The following is a 16,384-nucleotide window of genomic DNA, read 5'->3' on the forward strand; positions in this document are numbered from 1 at the left end:
TTGCGCTCACCCCGGTTGCTCGCCGGTGCGTGTGACTTCGTAGCCGAGCAGGCGCTCGGCTTCTTCGATACCACCCTGCAGGTCACCGACGGCGTTCATCTTCGACAGATCCAGGCCGATCGTCACCAGCGTGAGGGCGATCTCCGAGGACAGGCCGGTGATGATCACGCTCGCACCCATCAGGCCGGACGCGTCGACGGTCTGCACCAGGTGGTTCGCCACGGTGGAGTCGATGGTCGGCACACCGGTGATGTCGATGACGACGACTTTCGCGCGGTTGGCGCGGATGGCTCTGAGCAACTGCTCGGTGACCTGACGGGCGCGCTGACTGTCCAGCACACCGATGATCGGCAGGATCAGCAGCTGCTCGCGCACCTGCAGCACCGGCGTGGACAGCTCGCGGATCGCCTCCTGCTGCTGGCGGATGATGCGCTCGCGTTCTTGCACGAACGACACGCCCACGGTGTTGGCGATGCGGTTGGCGGCCGGTTCGTACGCATCCAGCACCCGGTTCAGCATCTCGAACTCGGTTTGGTATTTCTCGAACAGTGAGCGCGCCAGCACGTCACGCAGCAGCAACACGATGCCGAGCACCTCGTCGGTTTCCACCCCTCGCGGGATGATGCGCTCGGACAGGTCGCGCGCGTAGGCCTGCAGCGCCTCGACGCTACCGGTCTCGAGCACCTCGACATAGTTGTCGTAGACGGCGGTCGCCTCGGAGAAGAGTTCCTCCGGCGTCATCGCGGTCAGCAGTTCGGCCTCGGTGATTCTTCGGGCCCACTCTTCGCGCAGGACGGTGCGATTCTGCCGCAGGTGCTGCACTAGCTGTGGAAGCAGACCTTCGCTGGAAACACTGGCAGTGGTGGTGCTGGTGCTGCTGGAATCTGACATCTGGCCTCCCGTGTGCCGCGTCGCGCTCCGCAGTGCGCAGGTTCTATGGGGAGACTAGCCTGATTGGACGCGGGGCAGGTGTTGAGGTCTTCTTCTTCTCGCAGTTCGCAACGCAGGTTAGGCTTGCACCACAATTGAGGCCCGGACGAAGGATCGCCATTGTCAGCTCCTGATTCGATTACCACGTTGGTTGCGGACCACGATGGGGTGTCCGTGGTCAGTGTCAGCGGTGAAATCGATTTGGTCACCGCTCCGGCCCTGGAGCAAGCCATCGGTGCGGTCGTAGCTGAAGGGCCGACGGCGCTGGTTATCGACCTGTCCGCGGTGGAGTTCCTCGGTTCGGTCGGGCTGAAGATCCTGGCGGCGACCTACGAGAAGCTCGGCAAGTCGGCGGAGTTCGGCGTGGTCGCGCGGGGTCCGGCGACCAGACGCCCGATCCACCTGACCGGTCTGGACAAGACGTTCCCGCTGTACCCGACGCTGGACGATGCGCTGACCGGCGTGCGCGACGGCAAACTCAACCGCTGACGTCACCTCATCAGCGATAAGTCGCGTCAGGCTGTCGGTGCCGGCGCGCGGGTGCCGCGCTTGAGCCGTGTTCGGTGCGATGATCGCGCACATGGATGTCGACCGCCCGGAAGACGACCCGCGATGGCTCGGATTGGCGCTGACCGGGGTGACTGTCATCGTCTTCGTCGCGGTCGCCGGTACCACCGCGGGATTGATCGCGGGAGCGTGTGCGCTCGCGCTCTTCACCTGCTTTTGGTGGTTGCTCCCGCTGTCGCTGCGCACCCACGGCGGGTAGTCGGCGGCCGTGTGCGTCAGACGTTGAACCAAGCGTACCCACTCAACGTGAATGGTGTTAATCCGCAACACGATTCGTGAGGAGTTGGGATGGCCTACCTCGTTGACCAGGCACGCACCGCGCGTGCTGGCGAAACCCCAAAAAACAACGTCGTCATCATCGGTTTGGTCGCGGTCGCGCTCGCGACGGTCGCCCTGAGTGCCGAACTGTATGAGTTGGTGTTGGGCGACGTACGCATCGGATTGGTGGCGGCGATTCTCGCTGTCGTCTCCAGCGTTGCGGGGCTGGGCTGGCTGAACTATGGCCAGCGGCGTGCCCGCGGGGCGCAACCGCAGGTCGTAGCCCCGGGCTGGAGAACCCCGCGCCCTCGGCCGGGTCGCTGATCGTGTTCGCTCGGCTGCGCGACGCGGAATTTTCGTTCGTGCAATTTTCTTATGTTTGACACGGTGTGGGGCGCAGCGGAACGGGGTACCGCCACTGCCACGGGCGAGTACATCGGACCTGCGTCATCCCGCCACCCTGCGAGGAAGGTAAGCCCATGAAGACCGCAAGCGATTACGATGCACGTCGCGTGACCGACGCCGAGAACCAGGAGCCGGCCGAACTTCGCCAGCTGGAGTCGGGGCCGTCCACGGCGGTCGTCGACGAGGACCCCAATGATGTGCACTTCTTCGAGCTGCCCGGCGCGGACTTGTCCGGCGAGGAATTGGCCGTGACGGTGATTCCGCAGCGCTCTGACGAGTTCACCTGCTCGAGTTGCTTCCTGGTTCAGCACCGCCACCGGATGCTGCTGTCCAGCTCGGGGCGTCCCATTTGCACCGATTGTGCGTAGTGCGTTGGGAAATACAATCGAAGGATGCACGGCGTTTTAGTTTTTGACGGCCGGTGCGGAGTGTGCACCCGGGCGGTCAACGCGTTGGTTCGGTGGGATCGCACGGGCATGCTGCGCATCGAACCGATGCAGACACCCGGGATGGCGGACCGGCTCGGCGTTACCGACGAACGAATGCTCGAATCCGCATGGTGGGTGGATTCTTCCGGCGCGATCTTGGCCGGGGCGCACGCGATGAACGCGGCCCTGTCCGCGGCGCTGGGCACGCGCGTTCCGCTGTGGATCTACCGGATCCCCGGCGTCGGCGCGGCGCAGAACGCCATCTACCACTGGGTTTCGGCGCACCGCTACCGTTTCCGCGGTGCGACGCCGCTGTGCGAGGCCGAACCGGAGCGTTGTGCGTAGTCGGCGTCCGGGTTGCCGTCGGCGTGAAATGCGTTCTGCACGTGAATTTTTCGACTCGACGCCGCGCGTGATCTAGCTCTGCGCCCATTCCCGCCCGCAGGCGCGGCACTGACGGGTGACGGTCGACCATTCCGGCTCGCCCTCGACGGGCTGGCGAACCAGATGGGTGGACTCGTCGCCGCAGCCGGGGCAGGTGCACCTTGCGAGGTACGGCTCGACGGGTTGCGCGTTCATCAGGTACAGGTTTTCCGCCCGCGCGAACGGCACGAGCGCCAGCTGTTCCGGGCGGGGGCCGGCTTGGGGAGTGTCGAACCACAAGAGGCCACAGACCACCATGGCCACCGCCCCGAAGATGGCCACGATGACCAGCGGGATGTTCCATGGCCAATTCGGCGGGATGGGCGTGAGCGCGAGAAACAGCATCACGGCGGAGACCAGGCAGCTGATGATTGTGCCGGGTTTGGCGAATCGGTAGCCGCCAACCTGCAGCGCCTCCCAGACGTCGAGCTCCTGTTGTCGTTGGGCGACCTCTAAAAGGGTTGGGTGGTAAGGGAATTCGTTGTTCGACCCGGGCCGGGGCATGTTGGTCCCGCGCAGACTCGTCTCGCGGCGCTCCCAGATAGGCCTGACCACCGCCATGCGCGCCTAGTTTAGTGCGGGGTGGCCACCTCGGCGAGGCGACGAGGCGACGATTGCTGACCCGGCCGGCGGCCACGTGTGAGCGAGCCGATCGTGGCTCACCAGGTGTTAGCCGGACCGCTGGACGCCGCGACCGGCGCGGAACGGGCAGAGCAAATGCCGGCAAAATTTCAGCACGGGCGATCCGAAACGCTTCGGCGAGAACTAATAGCTGATACAGGCCGTATTCCAATGATTCCTCAGCGATGACTCAGCGACGAATCTGTAGCGTCGGGCGCTGTGAGCAACACCGGGGAGTGCTGCTCATTGATGACGATTTTCGCTCGCCGCGGGACCGGATCGATTTGCGACGGTCCGCTCGGCGGCCGGCACGAAGACCCGTGTGAAGCACCCGCCGACGCGCCACGACATCTAGTACGGAGACTGCCAATGAAACCCGATATCCACTCCGACCATCGCGCCGCGGCCTTTCAAGGTGTTGCTACCAGTGCGCGGTCTTTCCCGGACCCGTCTGCCGCCACCGCAATCCGTTAGGCGCCGAGGGGGAACCATGCTGGATTTTGCGGCGTTACCGCCGGAAGTGAATTCGGCCAGAATCTATTCTGGACCAGGATCGGGGCCATTGCTGTCAGCTGCCGCCACGTGGTACGTGCTGGCCGCCGAAATGCGGTTAGCGGCAACAGCTTACAGTTCGGTGATCGGGGACCTGATCAGCGCAGGCTGGTATGGTCCGTCGTCGACCTCGATGTTCGCGGCGGCCGCGCCCTATATCGCGTGGCTCAACACCACTGCCGCGCAGGCCGAGCAGACCGGCATGCACGCCAACGCGGCCGCGAGCGCTTTCGAGGCTGCGTTCGCGATGACCGTCCCGCCGCCGGTCGTGGCGGCCAACCGCACGCTGCTGGCGAACCTGGTGGCTACCAACATCTTCGGGCAGAACACCCCGACGATCGCGGCCACCGAAGCCGACTACGCCGAAATGTGGGCCCAGGATGCCGGAGCGATGAATGGCTACGCCATGGCGTCGAACTCCGCGGTACAGCTGACGCCGTTCACCTCGCCGCGGGCGAACATCACCCCCGACGCGCTGGCGGGACAAAATGAGGCCGTCTCCCAAGCGGTCAGCACGGCAGCCGGGAATGCGCGGTCGTTGGTGTCGGCCAATGGCGTCGCAGCAGATGACGCGAATGCTCTCGCTGCGGCACCCCAAGGATCCTTGACTGATTACCTGACGGGTCTGTTGGACGGGTCGGACAACAGCGCGCTCGGAAGCTTTCTGGGAAGCACCTTTTTCAGCAACTCGGTCGTCACCGGTGGGCTTGGCGGCGGTCCGTTCAACCCCCAAACCATCCTGGCATCGGCTGTGGGTGTGGGTGCTATGGGATCGAGCGCCACCATAATGTCGGGTCTGGAGGAGTTCGGCTTCGGCGCGGAAGGCGCCGGGACTGCCGCGCTGGCATCCAACACCGTCTCGTTGGGCGGCTTGTCCGGCGCATCGGCCGGGGTGGCCAACGCGCATCTGGTGGGGTCGATTTCGGTGCCACAGAGCTGGGTCGGTGCGGCCAACATCACTGCAGCTCAAGCGGCGGCGCCGGTCACCGGGCTCAGTGACATCGGGTCATCCGCGGCGGGCGGGCCCGGCGGTGTCGCAGGGCCGCTGGGCGGTAGCGGCCGCAGGTTACGCCGCTCCATCCCCAGGTACGGGATTCGCCCCGTCGTCATCCCGCGTCCGCCGGCCGCCGGTTAATTTCAGGAGAAATGTCATGTTGAATTTTGGGGCGTTACCGCCGGAAGTCAACTCGGCGAAGATGTACGCCGGCCCCGGGGCGGGATCAATGCTGGCGGCCGCGGCCGCATGGAATGCCATGGCCGCTGAATTACGGTCCGCAGCAACCAGTTACGATGCAGTCATCAGCTCACTGGTTAGCCAGGGGTGGCTGGGCCCGGCTTCGGCGAAGATGGCGGCTGCGGTACAGCCATACCTCGAGTGGCTGGGGACTACCGCAGTGGCGGCCGAGCGGGCCGGCGCACAGGCCAACGCGGCCGCCGCCGCATATGAGGCGGCGTTTGCCGCGACGGTGCCCCCGGCGGTCGTCGCGGCCAACCGCACGTTGCAAGCAAACCTGTTGGCAAGCAACATCTTCGGCCAGAACACCGGGGCGATCGCGGCCACCGATGCTCAGTACGGCGAGATGTGGGCACAGGATGCCTCGGCGATGACCAGCTACACCAGCGCGTCGTGCGCAGCCAGTGAGCTGGCGCCGTTCAGCCAACCGCAGTGCGACACCACCGCGGGCGCGACGGCCCTGCAGGCCGAGGCGGTCGACAACGCCATGGCGGCCCCGGCTGCGACTCAGGCGACCAATATCTGGGATTGGCTTGGCCTTTCGCCCAATTCGAATACGTCCACCGAGGGTCTTGCCGGCATCATGAACTTTTTCAGCAACTCCAACCAGAACCTGATCGGGGCTTTCCTCAACAACGCCTCCGTCTCGGGCCTGTCTAACGCCTTCACCACCAACGGGATCCTGAACCCGACGTCGTTTGTCGATTCGATGGTGACGATCAACGGCCTGGGCGCAATAGGCGCAACCACGTCGGGGCTGGAGGATTTGGCCGCCGGCCTTGCCAGCGCGCCCGCGCTGGCGACGGCGGCGACGAACCTGCCCGGCGCGGCCGCGTCGGCGGCGTTAGGCGAGGCCAGCCTGGTGGGATCCCTATCGGTCCCGTCGAGTTGGGCCGGCGCCGGGGCGACCGTCAGCACAGTTGCCACGACGACTCGGATCGGGGCCGGGGCCTACCACGGCTTTGGCGCCGCCACCCCAATGGTGATGGAGGAGGTTGGGGCAGTGGGCATGCCCGGGGTGCCGCTGGCCGGCATTCCCGGTCCACACGAAGACGAATTCGCCGACCCTATCTACGGGTTCCGCCCCCGGGTCATCGGGCGCCCACCGGCCGCAGGTTAGGGGCCAGATGAAAGCGCTTCTGGCAAGCGTCGTCGCCATGGTCGGCCTGGCCGCACCCGCTCACGCCGATCCCACCGACGATGCGTTTCTGGCCGCGCTCAGCAACGCGGGCATCACCTATCAGAGCCCGGACCGCGCGATCAAGGCGGGCCAAAAGGTTTGCGACTTGGCTAACGCAGGGACCTCGCAGCTTGACATCGTCCGGGACATCAAAGATCTCAACCCGGCCTTCACCATGGCCAAAGCCGCTCGGTTCGCCCACGCTGCCGCTGGTGCTTACTGCCCCGAACTCCTCGACACCGGCGGCAGCAGGAACCGATAACGTCGGTCAGCCAGCACCGGGACCGGCATCGCGTGCTGCTCCCTCGGCCGCATCGGATTCCGACGACTCGGCGTCTTGCTCCGCGCCGGGATGCCGGCCCGGCCGCTGCGGCAGCACGATGATCAGGACGATGATCACGGCGGCGAGAGCCGCGGAAGCCAGCGGGCGGCTCAGGTTCAGTCCGCCGTGATCGACGGGCTTGTCGAGGAAATCCCCGACGGTCGCGCCGAGGGGCCGGGTCAGGATGAAGGCAATCCAGAACAAGGTGACGCGCGACATGTTGGTCCAGAAATACAGGCCTGCGACCACGAGCAACGCGACGCCGAACACCAGCGCACCGCCCTCGTACCCGAGCCCACCGTCGTCGGCGAGCCAATCGCCGAGCGCCGTGCCCAACGTCTGCGAAAAGGTGATGGTGGCCCAGTAGAACGCTTCGACTTTCGGCGTCGAGACGGTATTCACCGAGACAGTTCCCTCCGACCAGTGCCAGAGCCCGAGGGTGGCCAGCAGCAGGAACAGCAGCAGGAGCGAGCCGCCCGCGTAGCCGATCCCGAGCGAACGGTCGGCGAAGTCGGCCAACACGGTGCCGAAGGTCGTCGAGGCCACGATCGTGAGCCAGTACAGGACGGCATGGAAACGTTTGGCCCAAATCTGGGCGAAGACCAGTGCGATCAGCGTGCCGCCGAACAGGGCCACGCCCGCCAGATATCCCCAATCCAGCGTCATCGTGACGGTGTCGCCGCCCGTCTCGCCCAGCGTCGTCGCCAGCACCTTGATGACCCAAAAACCAAGGGTGACCGCCGGTACCTTGCTCAACGCGTGCTTCGTCATCTCGCTCATGGGTGATCACCTGTCGATGTGCGGACCGTGTCGCGCCGCCGGCGCCTGCCGGTGCGATCTTCATACTTGCCGAGCCGAGTTGAGAAGACGCTGAGACTCCGTATGGGGAAGCTGTGCACATGACGCTTAGACCGTCCTAAGCGCTTTCTCAGCGTGCTCGTGCCACCGTGGTGCGATCGGGCCCGACCGTCGTGACATCGGGGAGTCGGCCTTGACGCACAGGCGCAAGATGATTGCCAGGGGTCTACCGGACTCGCGCCGATCAAGAAGGAGTCGAGCGGGTGAAGGTGCTGGTCGTCGAGGACGAGCCGCGGCTTGCGGCGACGCTGACGATGGGCTTGCGCGCCGAGGGTTGCGTGGTGACGACTGCCGACAACGGTAACGACGGGTTGTGGGAGGCCACCGAGAACCGTTTCGACGCCATCATTTTGGACATCATGCTGCCCGGGATCAGCGGCTATGAGGTGGTGCGCCGCATGCGCGCGGCGCAGGTGTGGACACCGGTGCTGATGCTGTCGGCCAAAGACGGCGACTACGAGCAGGCGGACGCGTTCGACTTGGGCGCCGATGACTATCTGACCAAACCGTTTTCATTCATCGTGCTGGTGGCGCGGCTGCGGGCGCTGGTTCGCCGCGGCGCCCCGCACCGCCCGGTCGTGCTGACCGCGGGCACGTTGTCGTTGGATCCGACGCGGCGCATCGTGCGCCGCAACGACGACTTGATCGCGTTGACGCCGCGCGAGTACGGGCTGCTGCACTATCTGATGCGCAACAAGGGCACGGTGGTGAGTAAGACCGATATCTTGCACAACGTCTGGGATCCGCACTTCTCCGGCGACGACAACCTCGTCGAGGTCTACGTCTTCTATGTGCGGCGCAAGATCGATTTCCCGTTCGGCACCAACACAATTGCGACGGTGCGGGGGGTCGGCTACCGGCTGGAGGCCGGGGAGGACGCCGGCGTCGAGGCGACCAGCGGAAGCTGAACGACGACCGCCGTGCCGCCGCCGGGGCGGTCGTCGATGCGCACGCTACCGCCATGCGCCGCCACGATTTCGAACACGATGGCCAGTCCCAGGCCGGTGCCGCCGCCGCTGCGGGAGCGGTCGGTGTCCAGGCGCACGAACCGCTCGAACACTCGTAGCCGGTCGGCGGGCGCGATCCCGGGGCCGTCGTCGCCCACGGTCAGGCGGGCGTGACCGTCTTCGGGCCGCACCGTCACCTCCACCCGCGAGGTCGCATGCCGCGCCGCGTTGTCGAGAAGGTTACGCAGCACGCGCGCCAGCGCACTCGAGTCACCGACCAGCCGTGTCGGAACGAGTTCGGTATGCACGTCCAACGCCGTCTCGCGCCGCAGTCGGGTGGCCTCGGTGACGGCCAGATCGTCGATGTCGGTGTCCGTGCGGCGCAGTGCCAATCCACGTTCGTCGGCGCGGGCCAGCAGCAGCAGGTCTTCCACCAGCGCCTGCATCCGGTGCGCTTCCGGCAGCAACGTCTCGCCGGCGAGCCGATCGTCGAGCAGCTCGGGGTGGGCGACGCCGACCTCGAGTGCCGAGATCACCGTCGAAAGTGGGCTGCGCAGTTCATGGGAGGCGTCGGCGATGAACCGGCGCTGGACGGCTTGGCTGGACTCGAGGCGGGACAGCATCTGGTTCATCGTCGTTGCCAGCGTGAAGATCTCGTCGCGTTGCGACGGCACCGGCACCCGCTCGGCCAGATCGGAGGCGCTGATAGCGGCGACCCGGGAGCGAATCGCCTCCACCGAACGCAGTGACCGTCGCACCAGAACGTAGGTGGCTACGCTGGCCGCCGCGATCACCAACGGCGCGGCCGCGGCCAGGCCGATCGCCACCGTCGAGACGGTGGTCTCCACGTCCTCGGTGCCGGCCCCGACGAGTACGACGTAACGTCCCGTCGGCGTCTCGAGCGATTGCCCGGCCACCCGGACGTCGCGCATCCGCACCGCGGCGCCGGTGATTCCGACCCGCGGCGTACTGCCGACCGCGTTGAGCGCCAGCATCGGCGGCTCGGGTGTGGAACTCGACGTGGCCACCGGATGCCCGGCTCCGTCGAGAATTTGGACGGCGACGATGCGTTGGTCGGTGGCCAGCAGCGGCGGGTCGATGTCGGGGGTGGTCTCCGCTTGCAGTGTCTTGGCGATGTCGCGCAGCCGGCTCGCCGCCGCGTCGTCGGCGGCCGAAATCAGTGCGAAGTACAACACCAACAACAGGATCGCGCCGGCCATGCTGAGCGCCACCAGGATGACCGTCGCCGACACCAATGCCGAGCGCGCCGAGATGCTCCACGCCCGTGGGTGCAGCAGCATCGGCGTCCGGCTTGAAAGTGGCATCAGCACGGACGGTACTACTGCAGCGCGGTCAACAATGCGGTCAGCTGCTGCTTCTCGGTGGCCGGGTTGGGCACCGGGGCCCGCACAGCTGTCAGTACGCCGTCGATCTGCTTGTCGAGGGTGTGCCACGCGATTTGGTTCATCGGTTTCAGCTTCGACTCGTCGTCATCCCATGCGGTTTCCAGGTCCTTGATCCGGGCCTTGGCGCCGGGCTGATCGCCGGCGTGCACCTTGGAGAGCGTGTCCTGCGTGATGGTTCGGAAGGTGGCGACCTCGACAGGTGGGAAGGCCGACGCGGGTTGGCCGGCTTGCGCGGGCGCGGTGATCGTCGAAGTGGTGGCAGAGTCCAATTCTTCATCGGTTTCCGTGGCGCCCGAATGACCGTGCCCGCTCCAGAGCAGCAGTGCACCAGTAGCAACCGCCGCCGCCGTGTAGTAGCCCAGCATCAGCCGCTCGCGTACGGGTGTCGTGGTGACAGTCGTTGCGCGGGTTGGGTTTTCGTCGTCGATGAGGTCACCGCGGCTGACCATCAGATACCCGACCGTGGCGAGGATCGCGGCCAAAAAGATGGCGCTGGTGATCGCGGTTCCCCAGCCCAGACCGTGGTTGGCCGGGGAGGAGGCCAGCCAGTCGCCGAGGTTGGCGCCCAGCGGGCGGGTCAGGATGTAGGCGAGCCAGAAGGACAGCACCGGGTTGGCGCCGGCCCGCCAGCCGATCGCAATCGAGGCGATCAGGGCGGCCGGCAGCAGCACCGAGGTGCCCGGCCCCCAGCCGGTGAGCTGCAACGTCCAGTCGCCCGCGGCAGTACCCAGGGCGAACGTAACCAGCACCGCCAGCCAGTAGAACAACTCCCGGGGTGTCGTGACGATGCTGTGGATCGACAGGGTGTGCTCCCGCATGTACCAGACCCCGAAGACGACGGCCAATGTCGTCGCGAACACGGCCGTGCTGACCGCCAGCGGTACATGCAGCTTGTCGGTCAGCAGGTCGGTGTACAGCGTGCCCGTGATGCTCAGCACGACAACCGCCAGCCAGTAGACGATCGGCATATAGCGGTCCAGGACCAACTGGAAGCCGAGGACGACCCCGAGGGCGACGGTGAAGATCAGCGCGGTGACGTTAAGGCCAAGTCCCACAGTGGTACTGATCCAGTCAGCGAAGCTCTCGCCGACGGTCGTGCAGAGGATCTTGATGATCCAGAACCACACCGTGACCTCAGGAACCTTGCTGAGCATCACGCGGGGATTGCCGAGGGCTATGGAACGGATTGTCTTGCTCATGGCGCCCGAAGGTACAGATGAGTCGCTGAGTCAGCGCTTAGGAACTGCCAGCCACAAAACTGGTCGGGGTGGCGGGATTTGAACCCACGGCCTCTTCGTCCCGAACGAAGCGCGCTACCAAGCTGCGCCACACCCCGCTTGAAGCCTCGACAGCCTATCGCACCGGCCCGCCGACTGCCCAAACCGCTGGCTGGGGGCTAGGTCCAGCGGCAGTTGCGCTCGAATTCGGCCAGCGCGGCGGCCGGACCGGCCAGATCGAGCCCTTGGTCGGCGACCCACTCGTCGCTGAAATAGGTGTCGGCGTAGCGGTCGCCGCTGTCGGCGATCAGCGTGACCACCGAGCCGCTGCGTCCCGCCGCGACCATCTCGGCCAGCAGACCGAAGGCACCCCACAGATTGGTTCCCGTCGACGGCCCCACCCGCCGCCCCAGCACGGAACTGACGTGGCGGGCGGCGGCAACGGACGCGGCGTCGGGCACCGCGACCATGCGGTCGACCACGTCGGGCAGAAACGACGGTTCGACCCGCGGCCGCCCGATCCCCTCGATCCGCGACGACGTCGGCATCACGAGGTCGTAGCGCTGTTCGGCGTAGGCGGGGAAGAACGCGGAGTTCTCCGGGTCGACGACGCACAGCCGCGTGGCGTGGCGCCGGTAGCGGATGTAGCGGCCGATCGTCGCGCTGGTTCCGCCGGTGCCCGCGCCGACGACAATCCACTCCGGGATCGGGTGCTTCTCGTCGCGCAGCTGCGCGAAGATCGACTCGGCGATGTTGTTGTTGCCGCGCCAGTCGGTGGCCCGCTCGGCGTTGGTGAACTGGTCCATGTAGTGGCCGCCGGCCTCCCGGGCGACGCGCTGCGCCTCGGCGTACACCTCGCTGGAGTTTTGCACGAAATGGCAACGGCCGCCTTGTGATTCGATCAGCGCGATCTTCGACGGGCTGGTGCCCTCGGTCATCACGGCGACGAACGGAAGACCCAGCAGGGACGCGAAGTACGCCTCGGAGATCGCCGTCGAACCCGAAGACGCCTCGACGACCGTGGTGCCCTCGCCGATCCAGCCGTTGCACAGCGCATACAGAAACAGCGAGCGGGCCAGCCGGTGCTTGAGGCTGCCGGTGATGTGCGTCGACTCGTCCTTGAGGTACAGCGCGACGTCAACGTCGGTGGACCAGGCCGACGGCAGCGGGTAGCGCAACAGGTGCGTGTCGGCACTGCGACGGGCGTCCGCCTCGATCAGTCGGATCGCATTGTCCGTCCAGCTGCGGGACAGACTGCGGACCGCGAGCCGAGTCCGATCGCTCAACGCAGGGATGCCGCCGGCTGCGAGCGGCCCAAGTTGCTGCTGGAGTCCCGCCCGCCCATCGGGGCGGCGATCAACGTCAGCAGGGTCGCTTCAGGCCGGCAGCAGAACCGCACCGGCGCGAACGGGGAGGTGCCCAGTCCCGCGGAGACATGCAGCTGCATGTTCGCGCCCCAGCGCGACGGCCCCTTGGCGCGGGTGCGGTCCAGGCCGCAGTTGGTCACCATCGCGCCGTAGAACGGCAGGCACAGTTGCCCGCCGTGCGTGTGTCCGGCCATCACCAGCTGGTAGCCGTCGGCAGCGAAGCGATCCAGCACGCGCGGCTCGGGGGAGTGCACCAGTCCCAGCCGCAGATTCGCCGCCGGGCTGGCCGGGCCCGCGATCGTGTCGTAGCGGTCGCGGTCGATGTGCGGGTCGTCGACGCCGGTCGCGGCCAGGTGCAGGCCCGCGACCTCGAACTCGCGGCGCGTGTGGGTGAGGTCGAGCCAGCCACGCTCGGTGAACGCCGCCCGCAGATCCTGCCAGGGCAGCGGTTCTCCCGTGGCCCGGTGTGACGGGTTGGTCAGGTAGTTCAGCGGATTCTTCAGGCGCGGCGCGAAGTAGTCGTTGCTGCCGAAGACGAAGACACCCGGGCGCGACAGCAGATCCCCCAGGGCCTGGATGACCGCGGGCACCGCTTTCGGGTGCGCCAGGTTATCGCCGGTGTTGACGACCAGGTCGGGTTCCCAGCCGGACAGCTCACGCAGCCAGGCCTGCTTGCGGCGCTGGTTGGGCAACATGTGCAGATCGCTGATATGCAGCACGCGCAGCGGCGTGGAACCCGGCGACAGGACGGGCATCGTTATCTCGCGCAGGACGAAGGCGTTGCGCTCGACGACCGCGGCGTAACCGACGCCGGCGACTGTCGAACCGATCGCCACAGCGCCGGTGCGGATCAGAGCGGGCAAGACATCAGCCATGCGCGCAGTTTACTGCGGTGCGCTGAATCAGGAGCGGCTGTCGTGCCCGTGCGCGCCTACGGCGGCGGCTGTCCCGGCGGTGGTGGCGGTGCTAGCAGCGGAATGGTGATCGGCGGCAGGCCGGGGATTTCCACGACCTGCGAACCGATCGGCAGCGGCACGCCATCCGGCGGCATGGGCGGTGGCGGCGGGATACCGTTACTGACCTGAATGGTGACGACGGAGCCGGGAATCGTGTTGCCGGACGGCGACGTTCCCACGACCTCGCCCAACTTCGCGGTGCTGTTGACCGAGTTGGTCTGGTCGGCGACCTGGAAGCCGGCCTCCTTGAGGCGCGACCGCGCGGCGTCCACGTCCATGCCGGCGACGCTGGGCACCCGCGAGCCGGGCGAACCCTCGACATAGCGGGGATCCGTCGGCGGCAGCTTGATGTCGCCGAAGCTCAGGGCGATCGGTTTCATTGCGGTGAACCAAGTTCGGGCGGGCTCGTTACCGCCGTACAAGTCGCCGTCGCTGCAATGGCGCAGCGGAGACGAGCACAGGTCCGTCGGCGAGGTGGAGTCGTCGTAGATGTAGTTCGCCGCCGCGTAGCGGCTGGTGAAGCCGACGAACCCGGAGGAGCGGTGAGCCTCGGTGGTGCCGGTCTTACCGGACACCGGCAGGTCCCATCCCGCGGCGCCGGCCGAACCGGACGCGGTCCCGCCGCCCGTCGCGTCCTTGCTCATCGCGTTGGCCAGGGTGTTGGCCAACCCTTGGGGCACCACCTGGTCGCAGGTCTGGGTGGTCACGGCGACTTCATTGCCGTTCCGGTCGATCAGCTTGTCGATCGGGTTGGGCGGGCACCACACGCCGCCGGAGGCCAGCGTGGCCGCGACGTTGGACAGCTCCAGCGCGTTCACCTCGATCGGGCCGAGGGTGAACGACCCGATGTTCTGGCGCTTGACGAAGTCGGCCAGGCTCTCGTTGCTGTCGGGGTTGTAGTCGCGGGCGGTGCCGGGATCGGCGTAGGACCGCAGTCCGAGTTTGACCGCCATGTCCACCGTGCGCGTCACCCCGACCTGTGAGATCAGCTTGGCGAACGCGGTATTGGGCGAGGTGGCCAACGCCTCGGTCACGTTCATCGACCCGCGGTAGTTACCGGCGTTGACCACACACCAGGTGTCCTTGGGGCAGCCCTTGGCGCCACCGCTACCGAGGCCCTTGGACTGGAACCGCGGCGGCACCTCGAGAGTGGCGTTGATGCCCATCCCCATGTCCAGGGCGGCGGCGGTGGTGAAGATCTTGAACACCGAGCCCGCGCCGTCGCCGACGAGTGAGAACGGCTGCGGCCTCATGGTTTGGCCGGCGTCGACGTCGAGTCCGTAGGTGCGGTTGCTGGCCATCGCCATCACCTTGTGCGAGTCCTTGCCCGGCCGGATCACGCTCATCACGCTCGAGATGCCCGGCAGGGTCGGACTGGCGAACCTGTCGATGGCGGCCTTGACCGGGATCTGCACGTCCGGGTCCAGCGTGGTGCGGATCAGGTAACCGCCCCTGGCTACCTGTTCCTTACTGATGCCGGCGCGGGAGAGGTACTCCTGGACGTAGTCACAGAAGAAGGCGCGGTCGCCGGCCGCGATGCAGCCGCGCGGCAGTTCGTTGGGCTGCGGCAGGATCCCCAGCGGCGTCGCCTTGGCGGCCCGCAGCGCGTCGGTCTCCTGCGGCAGGTTGTCGATCATCGTGTCGAGGACCAGGTTCCGCCGGGCCAGCGCGCCGTCGGGGTTGGTGTAGGGGTTCAGCGTGCTGGTCGACTGCACCATGCCCGCCAGTAGTGCTGCCTGCTGCCAGTTCAGATCCGACGCGTTGATACCGAAGTAGGTCTGCGCCGCGTCCTGCACTCCGAAGGAGCCGTTACCGAAGGAGACGAGGTTCAGGTAGCGGGTCAGGATCTCCGGCTTGGTGAAGGTCTTGTCGAGCGTGAGCGCCATCCGGATCTCGCGCAGCTTGCGTGCCGGGGTGGTTTCGACGGCCGCACGTTTTTCGGCGTCGGTCTTCGCGGTCACCAAGAGTTGGTAGTTCTTGATGTATTGCTGCTCGATCGTCGAACCGCCTCGGGTGTCCACGTCGCCGGATGCGTAGCCCGCCAGGCCGGTCAGCGTGCCCTTCCAGTCGACCCCGTTGTGCTCGGCGAAGCGCTTGTCCTCGATCGAGACGATCGCCAGCTTCATCGTGTTGGCGATCTTGTCGGTGGGCACCTCGAACCGGCGCTGCTCGTAGAGCCACGCGATGGTGTTGCCCTTCGCGTCGACCATCGTCGAGACGGCCGGCACCTGTCCTTCGAGGAGCTGGGCCGAGCCGTTGGCGACCACTTCGGAGGCCCGATTGGACATCAGCCCCAACCCGCCGGCCATGGGGAACAGCAGCGCTGTGGCGACCACACCCGCCAGCAGACAGCAGCCAGCAAGCTTAAGAATCGTGAGAGCTGCCGGGGGGCGGTCAGACATGCGTACTACATTAACCGCCCGTTGTCGCGCGACGCGCCGTCGATCCGCACAGCGGACCCGGAAGGCGTGACCTGCGCCTTTGCTAGGGATCGGGATGGGATGTTTTCGCTCGCGTTACATATCAGCTACCCAAAAGGGGTACCCAATCCCATGATCCCGCCTACGCTCAACGACAAGACGGCACGCCCGTCCCAAAAAAAGCGTTATCAGACTGTTGCGCAATTGGCCCCTGACCACCTAACTTATACAGACGGTGAGATTCAGGTAACACCGATCAGCACAGTGTGGTGTAGATCGCAAGGATGATCTGC

The 16,384-nt window shown here is 66.4% G+C and carries 16 protein-coding genes, 1 tRNA gene and 1 pseudogene; 9 read left to right on the top strand and 9 right to left on the bottom strand.

What is annotated here, in order from left to right:
* Positions 1 to 6 precede the first annotated feature (6 nt).
* A complete protein-coding gene (locus tag G6N55_RS19455; RefSeq protein WP_085223111.1) occupies positions 7 to 891 on the bottom strand; it encodes an STAS domain-containing protein in 885 nt (294 codons plus the stop codon).
* 159 nt (positions 892 to 1,050) lie between these two features.
* Here G6N55_RS19455 and G6N55_RS19460 point away from each other — a divergent pair, with 159 nt between their 5' ends.
* The 5 genes and pseudogenes from G6N55_RS19460 to G6N55_RS19480 all read left to right on the top strand — a co-directional run bounded on the left by G6N55_RS19460 (position 1,051) and on the right by G6N55_RS19480 (position 2,933).
* Entirely contained in the window at positions 1,051 to 1,419 is a 369-nt protein-coding gene (locus G6N55_RS19460) for an STAS domain-containing protein (RefSeq protein ID WP_139826909.1), read from the top strand.
* Between the two features lie 127 nt (positions 1,420 to 1,546).
* Positions 1,547 to 1,696, top strand: a pseudogene (locus G6N55_RS19465) (DUF6328 family protein); the annotation flags it as partial.
* Between the two features lie 89 nt (positions 1,697 to 1,785).
* Positions 1,786 to 2,079, top strand: coding sequence for a hypothetical protein (locus G6N55_RS19470; protein ID WP_085223117.1), 294 nt, complete (start codon positions 1,786 to 1,788; stop codon positions 2,077 to 2,079).
* Between the two features lie 155 nt (positions 2,080 to 2,234).
* Positions 2,235 to 2,528 carry a DUF4193 domain-containing protein gene (locus G6N55_RS19475; RefSeq protein ID WP_085223119.1) on the top strand — a complete coding sequence of 98 codons (294 nt, stop codon included), beginning with the start codon at positions 2,235 to 2,237 and terminating at the stop codon, positions 2,526 to 2,528.
* Positions 2,529 to 2,552: 24 nt separating this feature from the next.
* Entirely contained in the window at positions 2,553 to 2,933 is a 381-nt protein-coding gene (locus G6N55_RS19480) for a thiol-disulfide oxidoreductase DCC family protein (protein ID WP_085223121.1), read from the top strand.
* A 72-nt stretch (positions 2,934 to 3,005) separates the two neighbouring features.
* On the opposite strand, the gene G6N55_RS19485 is transcribed toward G6N55_RS19480, so the two are convergent.
* A complete protein-coding gene (locus G6N55_RS19485; RefSeq protein ID WP_085223122.1) occupies positions 3,006 to 3,572 on the bottom strand; it encodes a hypothetical protein in 567 nt (188 codons plus the stop codon).
* Positions 3,573 to 4,122: 550 nt separating this feature from the next.
* Here G6N55_RS19485 and G6N55_RS19490 point away from each other — a divergent pair.
* From G6N55_RS19490 to G6N55_RS19500, 3 genes are read left to right on the top strand one after another with little or no spacing between them, the layout of a single operon-like run.
* Positions 4,123 to 5,319, top strand: a complete 1,197-nt coding sequence (locus tag G6N55_RS19490) for a PPE family protein (RefSeq protein ID WP_085223124.1) — start codon at positions 4,123 to 4,125, stop codon at positions 5,317 to 5,319.
* 16 nt (positions 5,320 to 5,335) lie between these two features.
* The gene (locus G6N55_RS19495; RefSeq protein ID WP_085223126.1) at positions 5,336 to 6,538 is read left to right on the top strand and encodes a PPE family protein; all 1,203 of its coding nucleotides are present in this window, start codon (positions 5,336 to 5,338) and stop codon (positions 6,536 to 6,538) included.
* A 7-nt stretch (positions 6,539 to 6,545) separates the two neighbouring features.
* The gene (locus G6N55_RS19500; RefSeq protein ID WP_085223128.1) at positions 6,546 to 6,860 is read left to right on the top strand and encodes a DUF732 domain-containing protein; all 315 of its coding nucleotides are present in this window, start codon (positions 6,546 to 6,548) and stop codon (positions 6,858 to 6,860) included.
* Between the two features lie 6 nt (positions 6,861 to 6,866).
* Here the strand turns inward: G6N55_RS19500 and G6N55_RS19505 are convergent, their stop codons facing one another.
* On the bottom strand, positions 6,867 to 7,700 hold the full coding sequence (locus G6N55_RS19505; RefSeq protein ID WP_085223130.1) for a COG4705 family protein: 834 nt from the start codon (positions 7,698 to 7,700) through the stop codon (positions 6,867 to 6,869).
* Positions 7,701 to 7,981: 281 nt separating this feature from the next.
* Here G6N55_RS19505 and G6N55_RS19510 point away from each other — a divergent pair, with 281 nt between their 5' ends.
* Complete coding sequence (locus G6N55_RS19510) at positions 7,982 to 8,686, top strand: response regulator transcription factor (RefSeq protein WP_085223132.1); 705 nt, start codon at positions 7,982 to 7,984, stop codon at positions 8,684 to 8,686.
* On the opposite strand, the gene G6N55_RS19515 is transcribed toward G6N55_RS19510, so the two are convergent.
* From G6N55_RS19515 to ponA2, 6 genes are all read right to left on the bottom strand, one after another.
* A complete protein-coding gene (locus G6N55_RS19515) occupies positions 8,632 to 10,050 on the bottom strand; it encodes a sensor histidine kinase (RefSeq protein WP_085223221.1) in 1,419 nt (472 codons plus the stop codon). The genes G6N55_RS19510 and G6N55_RS19515 overlap by 55 nt on opposite strands.
* A 14-nt stretch (positions 10,051 to 10,064) precedes the next feature.
* Positions 10,065 to 11,330 (bottom strand): COG4705 family protein, encoded by a 1,266-nt coding sequence (locus G6N55_RS19520; protein ID WP_085223133.1) that lies wholly within the window; start codon positions 11,328 to 11,330, stop codon positions 10,065 to 10,067.
* A gap of 60 nt (positions 11,331 to 11,390) precedes the next feature.
* Positions 11,391 to 11,467 (bottom strand) — tRNA-Pro (locus G6N55_RS19525).
* A gap of 60 nt (positions 11,468 to 11,527) precedes the next feature.
* Complete coding sequence (gene cds1, locus G6N55_RS19530) at positions 11,528 to 12,634, bottom strand: L-cysteine desulfhydrase Cds1 (protein ID WP_085223135.1); 1,107 nt, start codon at positions 12,632 to 12,634, stop codon at positions 11,528 to 11,530.
* A complete protein-coding gene (locus G6N55_RS19535) occupies positions 12,631 to 13,590 on the bottom strand; it encodes a metallophosphoesterase (RefSeq protein WP_085223137.1) in 960 nt (319 codons plus the stop codon). Before G6N55_RS19535 ends, cds1 begins: the two co-directional genes overlap by 4 nt.
* A 56-nt stretch (positions 13,591 to 13,646) precedes the next feature.
* Complete coding sequence (gene ponA2 / locus G6N55_RS19540; RefSeq protein ID WP_085223139.1) at positions 13,647 to 16,073, bottom strand: transglycosylase/D,D-transpeptidase PonA2; 2,427 nt, start codon at positions 16,071 to 16,073, stop codon at positions 13,647 to 13,649.
* Positions 16,074 to 16,384 lie beyond the last annotated feature (311 nt).

Source organism: Mycobacterium florentinum (genome assembly GCF_010730355.1).
In the GTDB taxonomy this organism is placed as follows: Bacteria; Actinomycetota; Actinomycetes; order Mycobacteriales; family Mycobacteriaceae; genus Mycobacterium; species Mycobacterium florentinum.